Source organism: Shewanella sp. SR44-3, from assembly GCF_014163735.1.
Taxonomy (GTDB): Bacteria; Pseudomonadota; Gammaproteobacteria; order Enterobacterales; family Shewanellaceae; genus Shewanella.
Genome location: NZ_JACJDV010000032.1, coordinates 1 through 19,353, shown reverse-complemented (window position 1 = coordinate 19,353; position 19,353 = coordinate 1). Strand labels below are relative to the sequence as shown.

The 19,353-nt window shown below is 44.8% G+C and carries 16 protein-coding genes, 1 pseudogene and 1 riboswitch; of the genes and pseudogenes, 6 read left to right on the top strand and 11 right to left on the bottom strand.

Annotated elements, in window-relative coordinates:
• Positions 1-198 precede the first annotated feature (198 nt).
• The gene (gene dacB, locus H5073_RS14045; RefSeq protein ID WP_182680192.1) at positions 199-1,890 is read left to right on the top strand and encodes a D-alanyl-D-alanine carboxypeptidase/D-alanyl-D-alanine-endopeptidase; all 1,692 of its coding nucleotides are present in this window, start codon (positions 199-201) and stop codon (positions 1,888-1,890) included.
• A gap of 76 nt (positions 1,891-1,966) precedes the next feature.
• Here dacB and H5073_RS14040 read toward each other — a convergent pair whose 3' ends face one another.
• From H5073_RS14040 to H5073_RS14000, 9 genes are all read right to left on the bottom strand, one after another.
• Positions 1,967-3,088 carry a putative metalloprotease CJM1_0395 family protein gene (locus tag H5073_RS14040; protein WP_182680191.1) on the bottom strand — a complete coding sequence of 374 codons (1,122 nt, stop codon included), beginning with the start codon at positions 3,086-3,088 and terminating at the stop codon, positions 1,967-1,969.
• A 278-nt stretch (positions 3,089-3,366) separates the two neighbouring features.
• Positions 3,367-3,651 (bottom strand): chemotaxis protein, encoded by a 285-nt coding sequence (locus tag H5073_RS14035; RefSeq protein ID WP_182680190.1) that lies wholly within the window; start codon positions 3,649-3,651, stop codon positions 3,367-3,369.
• 132 nt (positions 3,652-3,783) lie between these two features.
• Positions 3,784-4,893, bottom strand: coding sequence for a 2-iminoacetate synthase ThiH (thiH, locus tag H5073_RS14030; RefSeq protein ID WP_182680189.1), 1,110 nt, complete (start codon positions 4,891-4,893; stop codon positions 3,784-3,786).
• Positions 4,890-5,690, bottom strand: coding sequence for a thiazole synthase (locus H5073_RS14025; RefSeq protein ID WP_182680188.1), 801 nt, complete (start codon positions 5,688-5,690; stop codon positions 4,890-4,892). Before H5073_RS14025 ends, thiH begins: the two co-directional genes overlap by 4 nt.
• Before the next feature lie 2 nt (positions 5,691-5,692).
• Positions 5,693-5,896, bottom strand: coding sequence for a sulfur carrier protein ThiS (gene thiS / locus H5073_RS14020; protein ID WP_182680187.1), 204 nt, complete (start codon positions 5,894-5,896; stop codon positions 5,693-5,695).
• Positions 5,897-5,905: 9 nt separating this feature from the next.
• Positions 5,906-6,829: a HesA/MoeB/ThiF family protein gene (locus tag H5073_RS14015; protein WP_182680186.1), complete on the bottom strand. Its 924-nt coding sequence runs from the start codon at positions 6,827-6,829 to the stop codon at positions 5,906-5,908.
• Positions 6,819-8,594, bottom strand: coding sequence for a thiamine phosphate synthase (gene thiE, locus H5073_RS14010; protein WP_182680185.1), 1,776 nt, complete (start codon positions 8,592-8,594; stop codon positions 6,819-6,821). The genes H5073_RS14015 and thiE overlap by 11 nt, the downstream gene beginning before the upstream one ends.
• Positions 8,595-8,596: 2 nt before the next feature.
• Positions 8,597-10,624 carry a phosphomethylpyrimidine synthase ThiC gene (gene thiC / locus H5073_RS14005; RefSeq protein WP_182680184.1) on the bottom strand — a complete coding sequence of 676 codons (2,028 nt, stop codon included), beginning with the start codon at positions 10,622-10,624 and terminating at the stop codon, positions 8,597-8,599.
• Between the two features lie 268 nt (positions 10,625-10,892).
• Positions 10,893-10,993: riboswitch (TPP riboswitch) on the bottom strand.
• A 370-nt stretch (positions 10,994-11,363) separates the two neighbouring features.
• Positions 11,364-12,176, bottom strand: a complete 813-nt coding sequence (locus H5073_RS14000) for a hypothetical protein (protein WP_182680183.1) — start codon at positions 12,174-12,176, stop codon at positions 11,364-11,366.
• 289 nt (positions 12,177-12,465) lie between these two features.
• On the opposite strand from H5073_RS14000, the gene H5073_RS13995 reads away from it, so the two are divergent.
• The 3 genes from H5073_RS13995 to H5073_RS13985 all read left to right on the top strand — a co-directional run bounded on the left by H5073_RS13995 (position 12,466) and on the right by H5073_RS13985 (position 14,654).
• A complete protein-coding gene (locus tag H5073_RS13995; RefSeq protein WP_404948403.1) occupies positions 12,466-13,173 on the top strand; it encodes a hemolysin III family protein in 708 nt (235 codons plus the stop codon).
• A 158-nt stretch (positions 13,174-13,331) separates the two neighbouring features.
• The gene (locus tag H5073_RS13990; RefSeq protein WP_182680181.1) at positions 13,332-13,712 is read left to right on the top strand and encodes an MGMT family protein; all 381 of its coding nucleotides are present in this window, start codon (positions 13,332-13,334) and stop codon (positions 13,710-13,712) included.
• A gap of 150 nt (positions 13,713-13,862) precedes the next feature.
• The gene (locus H5073_RS13985; RefSeq protein ID WP_182680212.1) at positions 13,863-14,654 is read left to right on the top strand and encodes a DUF3108 domain-containing protein; all 792 of its coding nucleotides are present in this window, start codon (positions 13,863-13,865) and stop codon (positions 14,652-14,654) included.
• A gap of 44 nt (positions 14,655-14,698) precedes the next feature.
• Here H5073_RS13985 and H5073_RS13980 read toward each other — a convergent pair whose 3' ends face one another.
• On the bottom strand, positions 14,699-15,475 hold the full coding sequence (locus tag H5073_RS13980; RefSeq protein WP_182680180.1) for a class II glutamine amidotransferase: 777 nt from the start codon (positions 15,473-15,475) through the stop codon (positions 14,699-14,701).
• Positions 15,476-15,709: 234 nt separating this feature from the next.
• Between H5073_RS13980 and fadE the strand changes: the two genes are divergently transcribed.
• On the top strand, positions 15,710-18,157 hold the full coding sequence (gene fadE / locus H5073_RS13975; protein ID WP_182680179.1) for an acyl-CoA dehydrogenase FadE: 2,448 nt from the start codon (positions 15,710-15,712) through the stop codon (positions 18,155-18,157).
• 172 nt (positions 18,158-18,329) lie between these two features.
• Positions 18,330-19,247 (top strand): hypothetical protein, encoded by a 918-nt coding sequence (locus tag H5073_RS13970; protein ID WP_182680178.1) that lies wholly within the window; start codon positions 18,330-18,332, stop codon positions 19,245-19,247.
• On the opposite strand, the pseudogene H5073_RS13965 reads toward H5073_RS13970, so the two are convergent.
• Positions 19,244-19,353: pseudogene (locus tag H5073_RS13965) on the bottom strand (IS982 family transposase); the annotation flags it as partial. The gene H5073_RS13970 and the pseudogene H5073_RS13965 sit on opposite strands and share 4 nt — an antisense overlap.

Sequence of the window (19,353 nt, the reverse complement as noted above, 5' to 3'; positions counted from 1 at the left end):
GCACGACTATTCTGCTGCGTATCATGCGGTACTTAAGCGACTTTTTAGCACTATGTAAGAGGATAACGTTTCTTCATCAGGCTTTTGAACTCCCGAAGATGCAGTAAATATGCCTACATATTCATCCCTAGACCATGCTTTTGAGCTAGAAATAGCGTAATTTAGTTAAGTATTCATTCAACTGTTAGGTTCTTATACGTGACTTGGCTATCTCATCATAGGGTGCGGGTACTGCTGGCTTTAGCCACCTGCTCAATTTTTTCTATTACCGCTGAAGTTAATGCCGAAGTGACGGCCAAAGTTAATAACGCTGCAAGCTCAGGCTTAAGTGATAGTACCAATCATTTACATGAAAACACTGATATAGGGAAGACGATAGCAGATGCAGTAAAGGCTATAGCATCGCCTTACTCGCAACTTGCTGTCGCTATCTGGGACCCAAATCATCAGCGCAGCATCTTTGAGTTAAATACACAGAAACTGATGCAACCTGCTAGTGTGATGAAGCTTTTTACGGCTGTCACCGCCCTTGCTGAACTCGGTAATGACTATCACTACCAAAGCCAAATCTATGCTAGGGGCACTATCATTAATAAGGTGCTTAAGGGCGATGTATGGATAAGGTTATCTGGGGATCCGACACTCACCTCTGAGCAGTTATCTGCCATGGTCGCTGAACTTAAGCAAATCGGAATTCAGCAAATACAAGGCCAAGTTTACCTATTAACAATACCTAACGAGCAAGTACGGGCACCAGGTTGGGTATGGGATGATTTAGGTATTTGCTACGCAGCACCAGTGTCACGGCTCATTCTTGATAAAAACTGTGTATTAGCTAAACTTGCCCCAGCTCAAAATACTCAAAAGGGGAAAACTGTTATTAACATGGCGCCATCTTCCGCGATTCATGTGACCAATCAGGCACGTTTCATCCCCTTGACCGCAGATAAACATACTCGTGACTTATGCCAATTATCCTTAGCACGTTTTGATAATAATCAGTATCAACTCAATGGCTGCTACCCCAGTAATGGAGCCATTAAGCTTGCTATTGCCGTTAATCAAACTGAACCCTACATGCTAGCAAGGCTTGAAGCCATCTTTAACCAACACGCCATAACACTCGATAATAATATTAGTCTACATTCAGAGACACCTGCGTTAATTGCCTTGCTCACTGACAGGGCTATGCCTAATATTATCAAAGAACAAAAACAACTTTCAGATGAGTCCGGCCATCACATTAACAGTGATGACATTCGCCTTATCGCTAGCCACAACTCAGAGCCGTTGTCTGTCATGCTCGATACCATGTTAAAAGACTCCAACAATTTGATAGCAGACAGCCTCTTTAAGGCTATCGGAAAATTTTATTATCAAAGTACAACAACTACATATAAGGAAGATTTCATTTCAGCAGCAAAAGCCCAGCTAACACGCCTTACAGAGATGGGCATAAAGCTTGATACTGCAAACGTAGTCGATGGTTCTGGGCTTTCTCGTTATAACGCTATTTCAGCAGAGCAATTAATGACGTTGATGAAATTAATCTACACTGACAAGCGATTCAGCAGCTTAGATGCTGCACTGCCAGAAGCCGGAGTCAGTGGCACCCTCACCTACAAACGAGGTTTTCAACGGCTGTTGCGAGCCAAAGTTAAAGCAAAGACAGGCACTATGTTAGGAGTATCAAATCTCGCAGGACGCTTACAGACAAGTAAAGGGGATTTGTTGTTTGTCATCTTAGAAAATGGCATTAGTCCCCATCAACAAGCTGAGAGTCGAACTGGCAGTGAAATACTCACAGCAATTATGGCAATATATGAAGCTGAGGCTGAGGCTGATAATGAAGCAAATACTAATGGCATAAAGCCAATTAGTAATAAGTGAATACTCGAGTAAATGAGTACTGGGATAGCAGCCATATAAGCTAAAAAAACAAGCTGATAAAATCGAGGTGCAAAGCTTAGACGTAAGCGTTAATCTTACTTGCCTGACGCACTGCGCCGGAGTTATTCAAACTGGCATTGGAGGCTTGATGATAGGCTAAGCTTGCATGCGATTGAACGCTTGAGCTGGTATTTCGACTATTTGCTTTGCTCTCAGTATTATCAATACCACTGATACTGATTAAAGGATCATCGGGTGATTTTTTGAATGGCTCAAGTTGCGAGAATTGCTCTTCTTGTTGGCTAGTTTTCATTTTTTCACCCAGACCAATAATATGATCTACATCATCAAGTTCTATCACGCTTTGCTGGCGCTCGATAGCAAGCTCTTCTCTCGCCGCATTCATCTTTTGTAATGCTTCAGCAGCAACGCGGATATCAGCCATTGAAGGTTGCACTGGTGCCATAGCCGCAGAATAGACTTTCATCATCTTATTCAGTGTGGCCTGAGCATCACCATTGACCACTGAAACATCAATTTGTACTTCACCATCGACAGCATAACGCTTTCCATCTGGACCTTTTTCATAGGTAAAGCTTGGGCTTTGAGCGTGAACACCACCTACGTCTGCATGAGCCTGCTCATGGGTTTTAACTTCAGTGTCACGCTTACTAAGCTGATTAACTTGTGCAGCTTCGATTTTTTCAGTTTTTTGAGCAAGTTGCTGCTCTTGCTGCTTTATGGCATCTTGATTCTGTTGCTTAGATTCTTGCTCACTTTGCGCTTGCTTTGTGATGGCTGCATCTACATCACTGCTTTGTTGATCACTTTGCTTAGTTTGTGCTACTGAGTCATCTTCATCCATTTGTTTTACAATGCTATTTTCATCCGCTTCATCACCATAAATACTCGCGAAGCTTTCAGCAACCGAAGGCTTAGCGACCTCTTGCGCAGGAACTTGCTCAGTTGGGGCTGTGTTCGGCTGGCTATTGGTTACCTTACCCGCTAGCCCAGTGCTGAGATTTGGATCATCAATCACTTGGCTTGTTATAGCACTTTTGAAAGATGAACTAGAAACTGACGATACTGTATCCAAGGTATTACTACTGAAACTTTGTAACCCCAGTAGCCCCTGAACACTGATAGCCCCTTGCTTTAAATTAAATTGTGGACTATCCGCTGCTACATTAGGTAACACGGTCGCAGGATCACGGGTAGCTATAGAATTTGCTGTAGAAATGACACCAGACGTTATTGCTATCTTTGATGGTACTGGCGTTGATATAAGAGATGAAGGTGATGATACAAATGATGAAACTGGCGTATTTGTTGAGTTAACATGAGCAGAGCTCAGATTGGCAGAGCTAACAACATCCAAGCCGCTTGAGGCAGAAGGCCTTGAGCTAGTGTTATTACTCTGCGACGTCTTTGGTGTAAAAGACGTCATCATAGCGTTTGCTGACGTCATTTCCATAATTAGACTTCAATATCAATCAAGCTGCCGACTGTCTCCGATGCAGCTTCGATAACTTTTACAGAAGCTTCACCTTGCTGCTCGGATTGAACTGCAGATACTAACGCTGAGGTTTTATCTGTCTGAGCAACAGCATTGGCACTTAAGGTTACTGTATCTTGAGTCGCCTGAGCTTGTGCAGGTTTTGGTGGCTCAGGCGCCGCGACAGCTGTAGTGGCTTGAGCCAAACCTGACTGCGCACTGCTTAAGCCTTGTAGCCCTGATGCATAAGCGGATTGGATTTGCATAGATAAACCCCTTGGGTTAAAGGTGCAAAATTGCTGCACCTGAACGTAACTAAGGTTAATTATTAATCAGTCTTACTATAAAGTACAGCAGATAATGATTAATATCTTCTGCCAGTACAGAGTTTGCATTCTTTAACTCCAACCCGCTTCCCAATCTTTCCATACTGGGGTAAAGCCCTGTTGCTGTATCTGAGCGACAACAAGTTCAACGGAGCGAGCATCGCTGATTTCAAATTGATCTAGCTGGGTGTGCGGTGCTTGATAGCCACCCGGTTGAGTGGAGCTGCCAGCGCTTAAATGTGTCACACCAAGCGGTAATAAATTATCACGTAGTTGTTCGGTCTCCCGTGTCGACAAGCTAATTTCCAGCTGGGGATTAAACAATCTAAACGCACAAATCAATTGCACTAAACCCAGATCAGTTAAAGGCACTTTTGGATTAACTCCTCCAGTGCAGGGCCTCAATCTGGGTAGTGAAATACTGTAACGGGTACGCCAATACTTTTTTTCCAAATAATCAATATGATGCCCCATGATTAAAGCATCTAAGCGCCAATCATCTAACCCCAGCAACACCCCTAAGCCAATTTTATCAATACCCGCCTTTGCGGCTCTGTCAGCAGTGGTTAATCTATGTTGAAAATCCTTCTTTTGACCTCGAGTATGGTGCTTGGCGTAAGTTATTGGTCGATACGTTTCTTGATACACCATCACAGCATCGACGCCCAACTCTTTCATGCGGGCATAATCAGTTTCACTTAATGGCTGCACTTCGATAGCAAGATAGCTAAAGTGGGCTTTGACTATAGGGATAACCCAAGAAAAATAATCCATCCCCACTTTTGTCTCATGCTCACCGGACACCAATAAAATAGAATCAAAGCCTCTGGCCTTAATGATACCAATCTCAGATCGCAACTCAGCCTCATTTAAAGTTTTGCGTTTGATTTTATTACTCATGGTAAAACCGCAGTAATCACACTCATTAGCACATAAATTAGACAGATAAAGCGGCAGATATAAGCCTAAGTTATTGCCAAAACGCTGCCGTGTTAGTCTTACCGATTCTGCCGCCATGGTTTCAATAAAGGGTGCTGCTGCCGGCGACAACAGCGTCATTAGACTTTCAAGATTGCCTTGAGGCGCAATTAACGCTTGCTCTACATCTGCTGCCGTTTTGCTATAAAGCCGCAAAGACAAATCATCTTGCTCAATGATGGCAAAAACATCGCTAAAACTCATAATTGCCCCGCTGTTGCTGGCATTTGTGCTTTACCTTGATTGAGAAACCCCGTCAAGGGGCTGGTGTGACTGGCATGAGTCAGTACTTGTCCCAATCCAGCAAGATAGGCTTCACGGCCTGCTTTCACTGCATCCGCAAAGCATTTTGCCATCACGATAGGCGAGCGGCTGCTGGCAATTGCGGTGTTGACCAATACTGCATCTGCGCCCATCTCCATCGCGCGGCACGCTTGAGAAGGTGCGCCAAGTCCTGCATCGACAATCACAGGCACTTTGGCTTGCTCTATGATGATTTTTAGAAAAGCTTCCGTTGCAAGCCCCTGATTACTGCCGATGGGACTGGCTAATGGCATCACAGCGGCGCAGCCCGCCTCTTCTAGACGGCGGCACAATACTGGATCTGCATGGACATAAGGCAAAACGTTAAAGCCCATTTGGCACAATTTCTCTGCCGCCAACAGAGTTTCGATAGGATCTGGCATTAGATATTTAGGATCTGGGTGTATCTCAAGCTTAAGCCAATTTGTACCCAATAAATCCCGAGCCAACTCGGCGGCAAAGATGGCTTCTTTGGCGTTTCTGGCCCCTGAAGTATTAGGTAATAGTGTGACGCCTTGCTTCAATAATGGCGACAATATGTCATCTTGGCCTTGCTTTAAGTCGATGCGCTTCATTGCAAGGGTGACGATTTGGCTTTCGCTGGCCACTATGCTAGCAAGCATGGTTTGAGGATTAGTGAATTTCCCTGTCCCAGTAAGAAGTCGTGATTTAAAGCATTGTTCTGCAAGTTTGAACATAATTAACCTCCTGCTACGGCAGAGAAAAATTCAACTTTATCTTGATCCTGACACATGATGTGCTGCCAGCGACTACGTGGCACAACTTCAGCATTAAGCACTAAGGCAATGCCTTTAGCATTTAGCGTTTTTATGCTGACCAACTGGGCTAAATTACTGTGTTCGTCCACTTCAATGGACTCACCGTTCAATTGTATTGAAATCATATTCATTCCTTAATCACTTAAGCGTGAGCCATAAAGCGTTTGACATCTCAAAACGTTGTTACTGATATCAACGCTGTCACTAATGTGACTGTTACAGACTGGGCAACTGGGATCTTGACTCAAGCCATAGCGTTCCCAAGTTAAGCTTTTCCCATCAAACTTATGCAGCACACCGCCTTGTGGACGATTAGAGAGCAGAATATTAAGCCCCATCATGGCTTGCATCGAGGTGACAGCCGCGACCGCAGGCCCGAGTACTCCGCTTTGGCTGCAAGATTGTTCAATTTGGGTGTCTTTGGGATACAAGCAGTGGTAACAAGCAGAAGCCCTGCTTTTTGGATCGTAGCTAAAAAGCTGGCCATTAAAATTGGCCACCGCAGCGCTGACAAGCACCAGCGAATGCTTTACACACAGCTGATTGACTTGATGACGTGTTACTAAGTTGTCCGAGCAATCAAACACAATATCTGGCATAGCACCAAGTAGACTTTTAAGCTTTTGACTATCAAAGCTGTATTGGATTACATCCTGATTATCGACATGACTTTTATCCCGTTCATTCATCTCATTGCCAGTAAAATAGCCATTGATGGCGATGAAATTAACATCAGGATAAGCAGGTTTAAGTTTACTCAGCGCCGCATTGGCCTTGTATTGACCAATGTCTGCGGCATCATAGAGTAATTGGCGCGGCAAATTGGAAAGCTCGACCTTATCAAAATCAATAAATAGCACAGTGCCGACACCCGCGGCTGCCAACATCTGCACTAATTGCTGTCCAAGACCTCCCATGCCAATAACGAGCACCTTGGCATTAAGTAGCTTAATTTGCCCAGCCTCATCCACTTCTGGCAGCATAATTTGCCTACTGTAACGGATGAACTGACTATCGCTCAAGCTATCAATTAGGGATTTTTTAGGTTCACTCTGCATAGCTTGTCTCCTCTACAGAGTCACGACTTTGGACAATATTCGCGTCTGCTGCCTTGGTCGCGACAAGATGCTTCCCTAACGCTAAAATAGACTTGCCATACCAAATTTCTGTCAATTCATCAAAGGCAGCTTTTGGATCTGCTGCCTGAGTCAAGGCACGTACCACTGCGGCATTACTCACCCCAGTGGCTTTTATCCCAGCCAAACACTGGCTATCTATTCCGCCAATGGCCACAGTCGGGTAATGGCCGTGTAATAACCTGGCATAATGGTTAAGCTTGATTAAGCCTTGAGGTTTAGAGGCCATGGTTTTTGTGGGGGTGGGGAAAATATGCCCAAGGGCGATATAAGAAGGCCTAAGCTGATGAGCCAGTAAAATCTCAAAATAACTGTGACTCGACAATCCAAGGGCCATACCTGCACCGCTTATGGCGTTAAGGTCGACCTCAAACAAGTCTTCTTGGCCTAAGTGGATCCCAAACGCTTGGTGCTTCAACGCCAATTGCCAGTGATCGTTAATAAACACTTGCGCATTAAAGGTTCGGCCAAGTTCAATAGCATTGATGATTTGAAGCTCAAGTTGCTGCGCTTGGGGCGGTTTTCCTTGCTGGCAGCACTTGCTATCACTCTTAAGCCTGAGCTGAATAGTGCGGCAACCTGCCTCAAGTAATTCCTTAAGTAACGCTACACTGTCCACCACAGGGTAAATACCTAAATCCGCACTTAATTTTTTGAATGTTAAGTTACTTGACTCACTCGCCTTGTCGCTTTTTCCTTGGTGATTATTTGCGTCAGCCATTCGAGCTATACGCGGGAACAGCGTCAAATCATTAGCCCAGCCCGTTCTTGCCAGCGAGCCAGGTCCCGCCCCTGGCTGGTAGCTATTGATTAATCCTTTCGTCACATAGGCTTTGGCCAATACGATGGCATCATGGAGCACAAAATCTTGCGCCATAAAGCTCGCTATCGCCGCAGATAACGTGCACCCTGTGCCATGGTTATTGCCAGTATTGATTCTGGTGTGTGTCAGCAAATAGGTGGCGTTATCATGGTGAAGGCTTGCACCTTCAACCTGATGACACACATAGCAATCAATCGCTTCATTGCCTTGCCAGTGTTGACCATCGCCACCTTTTGCCAATACATGGCAATCAAGGGCTTGGGCTAGAGCCTGAGTTTTAGCAATGAACTCTGCTTGGTTATCAATAAAAGAGTCAGCGTTGCCATTTAAGCTTGTCTGGCAAACCTCACGATAATCAAGCCCTGAAACCAGATGCTGTAACTCTTGCTGATTGGGAGTAATTAAACTTAACAGCCCTTTAAAAGGACTAAAATCTAGGCCAGAGCTTGAACCCGCACGAAAAGCAGTGTCAGTCTCTGAACTTAAGTTAAGTCTGTCGCCGCTGCTGGCGACCATTACAGGATCTAAAATCACCGCAAGCGGGCCTTCACTGTACCGTCCCTGAGTAAAGCGCTTTAGCCAATTCGCTACCACATCAAGCTGTTGCTGTGATGCTAATAAACCAATTTTAATCGCTGCAGGAGGTAAATCACGGGCGAGACTATTCAGCTGTGCCAGCAACATCGCTGCTGACACGCTTTCAACCAGACTGACACTGACAGAGTTTTGCGCCGTCACTGTGGTGATAACAGTGGCGCAATGACAACCTAAGTCCTGCGCCGTTGCTAAATCAGCCTGTATTCCCGCACCGCCGCCGCTATCTGATCCCGCTATGGTCCAGACAATTTTTGGAGGTGTGTTCATGTTTAGCCCTCGATTTCAAGGCTGGTGGCTCGACGCTCAGTTGCATTGTTAATGCCTGGTTCTGCATCAATGCCATGGTACAAGGCTGAGCCTTGGGATTTAAATTCTGCCGACTTTTGTGCCATAGCCTTAGCAAGATCTGCTTCAAAGGCTTGGCGTGCCTTGTAATCATCAGGGCTAATAAGTTCGACACCCTGAACATTAGCTTGTGCTAATAGCGCTTGTGCTTCTTGCTCAGCGGCGTATTCTCTGACTTCCTGGGTAATTTTCATTGAGCAAAACTTAGGCCCACACATGGAGCAAAAGTGCGCCACTTTGGCTGACTCTTGGGGTAATGACTCATCGTGGTAAGCGCGAGCCGTCTCAGGATCTAGCCCTAAGTTGTATTGATCTTCCCAGCGGAATTCAAACCTAGCTTTAGATAACGCATTGTCTCGAATTTGCGCACTAGGATGACCTTTTGCAATATCAGCGGCATGAGCGGCAATTTTATAAGCAATAAGCCCTTGTTTTACATCCTCTTTATTTGGAAGGCCCAAATGTTCCTTTGGCGTGACATAGCACAACATAGCGCAGCCGTACCAAGCCATTTGCGCGGCGCCTATGCCTGAGGTGAAATGATCATACCCAGGTGCGATATCGGTGGTTTGCGGGCCTAAAGTATAAAATGGCGCTTCATCACAGTGCTCAAGCTGCTTCTCCATATTCACTTTAATCAAATGCATAGGCACGTGACCTGGGCCTTCGATAATGGTTTGCACGTCGTATTCCCAGGCAATTTTCACCAACTCACCTAAGGTCTCTAATTCTGCAAATTGGGCTTCATCATTGGCATCAGCAATACAACCTGGGCGCATACCATCCCCAAGGGACAATGACACATCATAGGCAGCGCAAAGCTCACAAATCTCTCTAAAATGCTCATATAAAAAGCTTTCTTTATGATGGCTTAAACACCATTTCGCCATAATAGAGCCGCCTCGAGACACTATGCCGGTAAGGCGTTTTGCCGTCATGAGCACGTATCTGAGTAACACTCCAGCATGGATAGTGAAGTAATCCACCCCTTGCTCTGCCTGTTCAATTAGGGTGTCGCGAAACACTTCCCAGGTGAGATCTTCGGCAACCCCGTTTACTTTTTCTAACGCTTGATAAATCGGTACTGTGCCTATGGGCACAGGGGAGTTACGAATGATCCACTCGCGGGTCTCATGGATATAGCGCCCGGTGGACAGATCCATCACAGTATCTGCGCCCCAACGGGTAGACCACACCAGTTTCTCCACTTCCTCCTCAATGGATGACGTTACCGCAGAGTTACCAATATTGGCGTTCACTTTCACCAAGAAATTGCGCCCGATGATCATAGGTTCAGCTTCTGGATGATTAATGTTTAACGGGATAATGGCGCGGCCTCGAGCCACCTCAGAGCGAACAAATTCCGCCGTGATGGGCTCACCAATACAGGCGCCAAAAGATTCGCCAACCGCTTTTTGGGTTAACACCCCTTCCGGTACATTTTCACGGGCCATGTTTTCACGGATGGCAATGTATTCCATCTCCGGGGTGATGATCCCCTGTCTTGCATAGTGCATTTGGGTCACACATCGCCCAGCTTGAGCACGCCTTGGTTTCACAAGTGCATCAAAGCGCAAGTGATCTAGGCCATCATCAGCCAAGCGCTGCTGAGTAAATTGCGAGCTCACACCCTCAAGCAGTTCAGTATCTTGGCGCTCTTCAATCCAAGACTGCCTAAATTTTTCAAGACCTGAATGGACATTAATATTGGCATTAGGATCTGAATAAGCCCCAGCGCAGTCATAAACCATAATGGGTGGGTTTTGTTCCCTAAACGTCTCACCGTTGGTTTTTGCATGCAGGGTGTCAGTTTGATGAATTTGGCGCATGCCAACCCTAAGATCGGCTCGGCTTCCTGTTAGGAATATTTTCTCAGAATTTGGGTGTTGTAGCGGTTTTAAATTTTCAATAAATGTTTGTGCATTTGCACGGGTTTCACGACGCGATGACATAAGCAACCTCACTAAAAAATGAAAAGTGTTGCTTGCCTGGAGAATATGTTGAGGACCAGCGAATAACTGAGATATCAGTTACTTAAATAATCAAATTGCTATTTTAACTTAGGTGAATGACCAAATTTTGCCAAAACATTAAGCAACACCATCAAGGTTGCAGGTCTTGACATAAAATTTTAGTTCTATGGTAATCACGCACTAAGTGCACAGTTAAAAAGCTAAATCAAAGCCACTTAAAATAATAAGTAATAGCTTGATATGCAACAAGATTATTATGCTTGTTTCCTTCGCAGGTGTTAGCCTGATCAGGTTCAACGGATCCCGAATAAACGGTCTCAGCCATAAATGGCACTCCGACAAGAGGTTTTTAGTATAGGCAGTATATTCATGTTAATTCAAGCATTTATTAACAGCACATTCTAATCAAAGTCATATCAATAAATGATGATAAAAGCTTAGCCTTAAACTTAAGATGAAAATATTTGATGCGATAAGTAACTGTAAATATTTAAATAAACAACAAAACGTTAACTTATGAAAATATTAAAATCTAAATTCCTCATATTAATTCCTATTCACTTAGCGTAATTTAGCAGCTAAAGATGCCTAACAAGGTCACGATATTGTGAGACGGATCACTCTATGCCGGTTTGAAAACATCGAGATCCTTTGCCAGTTTTTACTTTATGAGTATCTAAAGGTTTCTTGCGTACTTTTATTTAGCTACATTTGAGTTTTACTTAAGCTTCATTTGAGAGAGTCGTTTACTGATCGCAGCATCTAATGCATGCTTAGTTGGAGACACAGGATCACAAGGCTCAGCAAACCCCAACCCTTCTGCGTGAGGATTTATCTGGGTCCCAAGCTTGACCACTTTGTAACAGGTATCACCAATTTTGACTCTGCGATTAGGATCTAACCTATGATCTAACGTGGTCGCTTGGGTTTTATCTTCGATTATATTGACTTGATATTGCGGCATTTCAGGGGTCATCTCACTTAGGCTGGCACCATACGCATTCACGTCCTTCGCTCGGGACAACCCCATGGCGTCAATACTCGCATCAGCTTCCCTTTGTAAATAGCCCCGCGTGGCTTGTAATAACTGATGCGAGGATATTACCTCCCTGCTATTTGGTGTATTTTCCTGAACACTGGTCTTGGTCTCAGTATTTTCCTTTGCGCTATGCGCCTTACTATCACTGCGGACCGGAGCAGATTTGGCCTTATTGGATATTGGGATTGCAGGTGTGACTGGCATTGGAGTTTTTATTGTGGCTTGTAAAGCTGCGGCAGCTTCTGGCGATTCTTCAAGGGGGTTATGTACTGGCATTTTAGCTTTCAGTTCTTGTGCCGTGATGAAGTAAGCGGTGAGTTTAGGTACCTGAGATGATAAAGCGGGATCTGGCCTCCAAAGCAAAGATTTAGGGTCTGGCTCCCAACTCAGCAGCAATAATATGAATACCCCAAGGTGAACCAAAACAGCAAGCGACACCGCGCGGCCGTGATTAGCCATTGCTGCGAACAAACCCGCTTCCATTAATTTCATGCTTCCTTTTTATGCTCATCATCTGCTTAGGTTTGAATCTTCGAGTTTAATAAAGTTCCATCCTCGTTTAAAAAGTTATTCCTGCTGTAATAGCCCAAAGTCATTGTCAACGCTATTATCACAATCCTCGTGAAAAACTATAATAAAAACAGACCTCTGAACAATGATTTGCTTACCATTGAAGATAACCACATACACACCAAAATTCAGCTTACAAGTGTACGCCAAATTGGTGGTTTTGTCGTTCTAGAGCTGATAAACTCCAGCCATCTAAGTTTAACTAGCCATCATAATGACAATCGAATTTACAGAGGCAAACGCAAACCCTGCTGCAGCTAAGCTCAAGTTTAAGCAAACGCATAAGTTGTATGAATATAGCCACAAAGAAGAAACCGCCAATGTCATTACTCATGGACTTGGGGTATTTTTAGGGCTAATGGCGCTGGTTTTTATGCTGCTAAAGGGCTATCAACAGCAAGTAGGCAGCATTAACTTGCTCGGTCTTGGCATATACGGGACCAGCATAGTGTTACTGTTTCTTGCATCTACTCTTTATCATGCCAGTCGCAGTGAATTATGGCGAAAACGCTTAAAGATTGCTGATCATTGCGCCATTTATACCCTCATTGCAGGGACTTACACGCCTTTAATGTTATTGACCTTGAATACCAGCAAAGCTAATGGCGTATTACTGGCTATTTGGCTGTTAGCATTAGGCGGGATCATCTTTAAAACGTTTTTTATTGGCCGCTTCAAGGCCTTTAGCGTCATCTTGTATCTCGTTATGGGCTGGCTGTGCGTGACTGTCATGGATGAGCTTGTAAATGCGATGTCGACACTGGGATTCAATCTACTGTTAGGTGGCGGAATTCTTTATAGTCTTGGGGTCATTTTCTATGTGACTAAACGCATTCCATATAACCATGCTATTTGGCATTTGTTTGTCCTCGCCGGTGCCTTATCCCATTTCTTGTGTGTTTATCTCACCGCTATGTAAGCGCTGTTATTCCAGCTTCTGCGACAACCACTATCACTAATGCCACGGCCAAGGCGAGCTAGAGCCTCGCCTTGGCTTTACATCTGCACATAAACTCATTATTTTAGGGCTTTGGTATCATCACCTTGTTTGAATCAAGGCTCTGTTTATAGGCTTTCATGACTCACCCTTTTTATCAGCCACAAGGATCTCAATCGCAAAAACTAACGCCCAAAGAGCGGATCTGGTTTGTGGTGGCACTCATTCCCGAAGGCAAGGTCATAAGTTACGGAAAAATAGCCGATTTAGCAGGCTTACCCGGACGAGCCCGCTATGTGTCTCGTGCGTTAAAGGAAGCCCCCGAACACTTAATCTTACCTTGGCATAGGGTGATTAATAGTCAAGGTAAGATTTCATTCGACAAATATAGCCAAATGTTCCAACATCAAATGCAATGCCTTCGCACTGAGGGTGTACCTGTGAACTCTGGCAAGATTGCCTTGTCTGAATTTGAATGGCGCCCAGAAATGGCGACCTTAGTGATGTCGCTGCCTTTTTAGTGGCTAGTTTGGATTTAAATATAAGGAAACACCTTGGGAACATTCGTTAATACTGCTGCCACTGGTTTATCAATAGCATTTTTTGCACTCACGACTTCAGCGGTTGGCGCACAAGAGTCACCAATTAAGCTTAACTCCGCTAAGGCACCTTTGACTCAGTCGTTATTATCCCCCTCATCCGTGGGACTTGACTCCGAAGCGGCCCCTAAACTTACGCCGCTTACGCCGCACAAAGCGCAATATCGCGTTTTTTACGGCAGCATAGAATTGGGACTGGCCAATTATGTGCTACCTCGTCATGATACTGGCTTGTATCGCTATGAATTCACCAGCAATGTCAGCTTATTAATGCTGTCCGATCTGCGCCGTGTAAAGAGTGAGTTTATGGTCGATGGTGATAAATTATTACCCTATCGTTACACCCATGAGCGCTCGGGCACTGGCAGCGACTATTCTGAACACACCTCATTCTTTAAGTCACAACACAATATTTTCACCATTTATAAGAATGAAAAAGCCGATCTTGCCTATGAAGGCACGATTTTCGACCCCTTGATGGTGCAATTGCAGTTTCGCTTAGACTTAAGCACCACAGCCGTTATCGATAGCTATAAAATGGTCAAAGAAAAGGAAGTTGATGAGTATAAATTCAACATCGTTGGTGAAGAAATCTTAACACTGGAGAGTGGCACTTACGATACCATTAAAATAGAAGTCGTGCGTGACAGCGCTAAAAGACAAACTTTTTTCTGGATGGCGCCCAAACTTGCTTACTTACCTGTGCGGTTAAGTCACTTTTCTAAAGGCAGTAAGCAATTGGATATTCAACTTGATAGTTATCAATTTGAATTGCCAAAGCAAGTCTTGATTGAACAAGAAAAAGGCGCAATCATGATGGGTGATAATCAAGCCTCTACAACTGAGACACAGCCATCACATTAAGCGTGTGAAACCAGTGCACTTATTAAAAGTGCACTGGTATCAGTTTAAACCGTCACCAACTCACCTTGGGAGAATAACGTCCACTCCCCAGGGGTTAATATTTTCCATTGCTCGTTGTTTGTTAACGGCCGCGTAGCGATAACGGTGACCACATCATCAGGGGTGGTTTCTTTTTTGAAATCAATCACTACATCGGTATCAATAAGCTTGGCTTCACCAAAGGGCGCGCGGCGGGTGATGTAACTTAAGTTATTAGTGCAATAACACATTAAGTAATTACCATCACTTAAGATCATATTAAACACCCCTAGTGCGCGCATCTCATCCGCAAGTCCTGCAATAAAGCGAAATACCGGCCGCATATCTGCTGGCGCTTTATCACCGAACTCAAACAAGACTTGCTCCATTATCCAACAAAACGCTAATTCGCTGTCGGTGTCACCCACACTTTGGAAGCGAGAAACGCTAAATTTAGTTTCATAATCAGATAATTGACCATTGTGGGCATAAGTCCAATATCGCCCCCATAACTCACGGGTAAAAGGGTGGGTATTCTCAAGTGACACGCAGCCACGATTGGCTTGCCTGATATGACTCACCACGATTTCACTTTTAATCGGGTAAGATTTTATTAACTGTGCAATATGAGACTCACTGCTGGGACAGGCATCTTTAAAGGTACGGCTTCCCTTACCTTCGTAAAAGGTGAGCCCCCAACCATCAACGTGGGGACCTGTCACTCCACCGCGCTCAGCCAAGCCAGTAAAACTAAATACAATATCCGTTGGCACATTGGCACTCATCGCCAGTAATTCACACATCTATCAGCCTTAGCCATTAAATTTATTCATTTTAACTATTGTACCTAGCACCATTAAATAGTGGAACATTTGCCTTTCACAAAATTTTAAACAATTGTTTGAAAATTACTTGTATTCAATGCCCGTTAGGGTTAACTTTTATGCGACACAGGTCTGACCACGGTCTATACTTGTGAATAGGATCATCATAATAAAAGTTACCTCAACTATTGAGTGGCTTTAAGGAGAAAAACAGTGACTACCCTACTTTGGATCATCGCCATGATCTTGGTGTTAGGTGCCATGGCTTACCTTCGGGTATCGTTACTCACAGCCACCTTAGGTGCGCTTGTAGTAATGGCAGTTGGCAGCGCAACTGAGATTGTAAATACCACAGCTTGGATCGTTTTCTTAGTCGTGGCATTACCTTTTAATATCAAATCATTTAGACAGCACTTTATCAGCCGTCCATTAATGAAAGTTTACCGCGGCATTATGCCTGAGATGTCTTCAACCGAAAAAGAAGCCATCGAAGCCGGTACGACTTGGTGGGAAGCTGACTTATTTGCCGGCAATCCAAACTGGAGCAAGCTGCATAACTACCCACAAGCCCGTTTAACGGCTGATGAACAAGCCTTCCTAGATGGCCCGGTAGAAACTGTTTGTGCCATGGTAAATCAACACCAGGTTTCTCACCAACTTGCCGATTTGCCACAAGATGTGTGGCAGTACCTTAAAGATAATGGCTTCTTCGCCATGATCATTAAGAAAAAGTACGGTGGTTTAGAGTATTCAGCTTATGCCCAGTCTCGTGTATTACAGAAATTGGCTGGCGTGAGCAGTGAATTAGCATCAACTGTAGGTGTACCTAACTCGTTAGGCCCTGGAGAATTGTTGCAGCACTACGGTACTACTGAACAACAAGATCATTACTTACCCCGTCTAGCTAAAGGCTTAGAAGTGCCTTGTTTTGCATTAACCAGCCCTGAAGCTGGCAGTGATGCAGGCGCTATCCCAGATTTTGGTATTGTGTGTAAAGGCGAGTGGGAAGGTGAAGAAATACTGGGGATGAAGCTGACTTGGAACAAGCGCTACATTACCCTTGCCCCTGTTGCTACTGTGCTAGGTTTAGCCTTTAAGCTGCGCGATCCTGATCATTTAATCGGTGAAACTGAAGAGCTAGGCATTACCTGTGCGCTTATTCCTACCGATATCGAAGGCGTGATCACCGGTCGTCGTCATTTCCCACTGAACTGTATGTTCCAAAATGGTCCAACTCAAGGCGAAGAAGTCTTTGTACCATTAAGTTTCATTATCGGTGGACCTGAAATGGCAGGCCAAGGCTGGCGTATGCTGGTTGAGTGTTTGTCGGTTGGCCGTGGTATTACCCTACCGTCAAACTCAGCAGGTGGTGTTAAAACTGCAGCACTAGCAACCGGTGCTTACGCTCGTATTCGTCGTCAATTTAAACTGCCAATTGGTAAACTTGAAGGTATCGAAGAGCCAATGGCGCGCATCGGCGGCAACGCTTACTTAATGGATGCGGTGACTACATTAACAACAACGGCCATCGATTTAGGCGAAAAACCATCGGTCATCTCAGCAATCGTTAAGTTCCATTTAACTGATAGAATGCAAAAATGCGTTATCGATGCCATGGATATTCACGGCGGTAAAGGCGTGTGTCTTGGCCCGAACAACTATTTAGGCCGTGGCTACCAGGCTGCCCCTATCGCGATTACCGTTGAAGGCGCAAACATTCTGACTCGCGCTATGATCATTTATGGTCAAGGTGCCATTCGCTGTCATCCTTATGTACTGGCAGAAATGGAATCAGCCTTTGATACTGAATCTGGTCAAGGATTAGCAAATTTTGATGCCGCCATCTTTGGTCATATTGGTTTTGCAACCTCAAACTTTATCCGCAGCTTCTGGATGGGCCTAACATCAAGCCGTTTCACTAATTCGCCTTATTCTGATAAAACCAAGCGTTATTATCAGCAAATGAACCGTTTCAGTGCCAACTTAGCGCTACTGTCAGACTTAGCCATGGCAACTTTAGGTGGTAATCTTAAGCGTAAAGAACGTATTTCGGCACGCCTTGGTGATTTATTAAGCCAGTTATACTTAGCTTCGGCAACCCTTAAGCGTTATCAAGATGAAGGTCGTTTAGCTGAAGACTTACCACTGGTTCAGTGGGCAGTGGAAGATTCATTGCACAAGCTACAAACCTCATTAGATGAGTTATTGGATAACTTCCCTATGGGACTAGGTGCTGTGCTACGTGTGGTTATCTTCCCGTTTGGTCGCCCGCTTAAGCGTCCATCTGACGTGTTAGATCACAAGGTTGCACAAATCATGCAAACCCCTTGTGCAAGCCGCGAACGCCTTGGTCAAGGCCAATACTGGACTGCATCACAGTACAATCCTGTGGGCATTCAAGAGCAAACCTTTAAAGATATCCTCGCTGCTGAGCCACTGTACGACAAAGTGTGTAAAGCTGCAGGCAAACGTCTGCCTTTCATGTGGTTAGATAAAGTGGCTGCAGAAGGTCGTGCTCTAGGTGTGTTAAGTGACAGCGAAATCGCCTTACTTGAACGCGCCGAGATTGGCCGCATGAAGTCAGTCAACGTGGATGACTTTGCCCCAGAAGAGCTTCAGGCTCAAGTGGTAAAAGCTGCCAAGCAAGTTAAAGCGGCTTAATTGCCGGCTATGTCATAAAGCCCCTGTCTTTATGACTCAACTCAAAAAGGTAACGCCAAGGCGTTACCTTTTTTGTTTTCATTATTCCTACAGCATGGGAAAATCCCCTGTTTAAGGTAAAGCCAAGCCACTTTCTCTGATTTTCACAGCGGCAAAATAATGGGAGTCAAGCATGCTAGATAAATTTTTACGTAAGAAAAAAGCCGCCCGCAACGATTTGGTTAAATATCAAGATGTGTATAACTATAACCAAGGAAAGTTACAAGCTTATGTCGCTACAGGCAAGGTAGAGTCAGCAGTTGCCCTACCCGATGACTGGTTTCCTTGGGAGCAGCTCCATGTGCTGACCATTCCAGAATATAATTGGGAAACCGCTGCAGAAGTCACTTTTATCCAGTCAGCAAGGGTCGATTACCCATTGTTGATGCGCTCATTAGCCTATGGGTATATTCAGACTGCCTTGGATTATTATCGGTTACACCATTTTTTCGCCCGTTTCGGCCGTGAAATGGATGGTGCTATAGCAGCGCATTCCATTTTTCGTCTCTGCTTCGCCGAGCTAGCTGGGCTAGATAAGGAGGCGCGTCAGCTGTATCAGGTTTTTAGCACTGGCTACAAGCGGGACTGGTTTATTCGCTCTAATAGCCATATCGGCGATGTATTACTGCTTATCTATTCTCGCTACCTTGAAAATCTAGACTTGGAAAAACGAGGCCTTGAGAGACCGGAGTATGGGGAAACACTCGAACCTAGGGTGGATGATTTTGCCTACCCCGATGTGTTAGCCCATTGGGATAGCACAGTTCTCAAGCAAGTGACCGCCGTGCTGCAACGCTTGTGTGATGAGCAGGTGGCTCAGGCCGCCTCGCCAGCGAGTAAGTTTTTCACAGAGTTTAAAACCGGTAATTGGTGCTACATTCCTTATCCCGCCTTGTTTGTGCTCAAGCTTAGGCAAAATTTGGGGCTTGCTAACCCTAGCTTTTCTCACCCAGGCTTTGGTGAATTGACCGCCTTAATGCCGACGGGGCCGATGAACATGGTGGTGGATGAGTTTCTTGAGGGCGCCCTAACTAACCTGAGATCGGTTTAAGCCATAACAGAAATCGCATTGAAATCGACATCTGTGATATTAAGTTGTGGCTTACTCTCTTTGAGTTGATAGGCAATTAAACCGCCAATCATATTCAGCATAAAAC

Coding starts and splice junctions, on each gene's coding strand:
- thiE (WP_182680185.1), bottom strand. CDS start 8,594: ATGAACACACCTCCAAAAATTGTCTGGACCATAGCGGGATCAGATAGC.
- thiS (WP_182680187.1), bottom strand. CDS start 5,896: ATGATTTCAATACAATTGAACGGTGAGTCCATTGAAGTGGACGAACAC.
- H5073_RS13990 (WP_182680181.1), top strand. CDS start 13,332: ATGACTCACCCTTTTTATCAGCCACAAGGATCTCAATCGCAAAAACTA.
- H5073_RS13970 (WP_182680178.1), top strand. CDS start 18,330: ATGCTAGATAAATTTTTACGTAAGAAAAAAGCCGCCCGCAACGATTTG.
- H5073_RS14025 (WP_182680188.1), bottom strand. CDS start 5,690: ATGTTCAAACTTGCAGAACAATGCTTTAAATCACGACTTCTTACTGGG.
- H5073_RS13980 (WP_182680180.1), bottom strand. CDS start 15,475: ATGTGTGAATTACTGGCGATGAGTGCCAATGTGCCAACGGATATTGTA.
- thiC (WP_182680184.1), bottom strand. CDS start 10,624: ATGTCATCGCGTCGTGAAACCCGTGCAAATGCACAAACATTTATTGAA.
- H5073_RS14015 (WP_182680186.1), bottom strand. CDS start 6,829: ATGCAGAGTGAACCTAAAAAATCCCTAATTGATAGCTTGAGCGATAGT.
- H5073_RS14000 (WP_182680183.1), bottom strand. CDS start 12,176: ATGAAATTAATGGAAGCGGGTTTGTTCGCAGCAATGGCTAATCACGGC.
- thiH (WP_182680189.1), bottom strand. CDS start 4,893: ATGAGTTTTAGCGATGTTTTTGCCATCATTGAGCAAGATGATTTGTCT.
- H5073_RS14035 (WP_182680190.1), bottom strand. CDS start 3,651: ATGCAAATCCAATCCGCTTATGCATCAGGGCTACAAGGCTTAAGCAGT.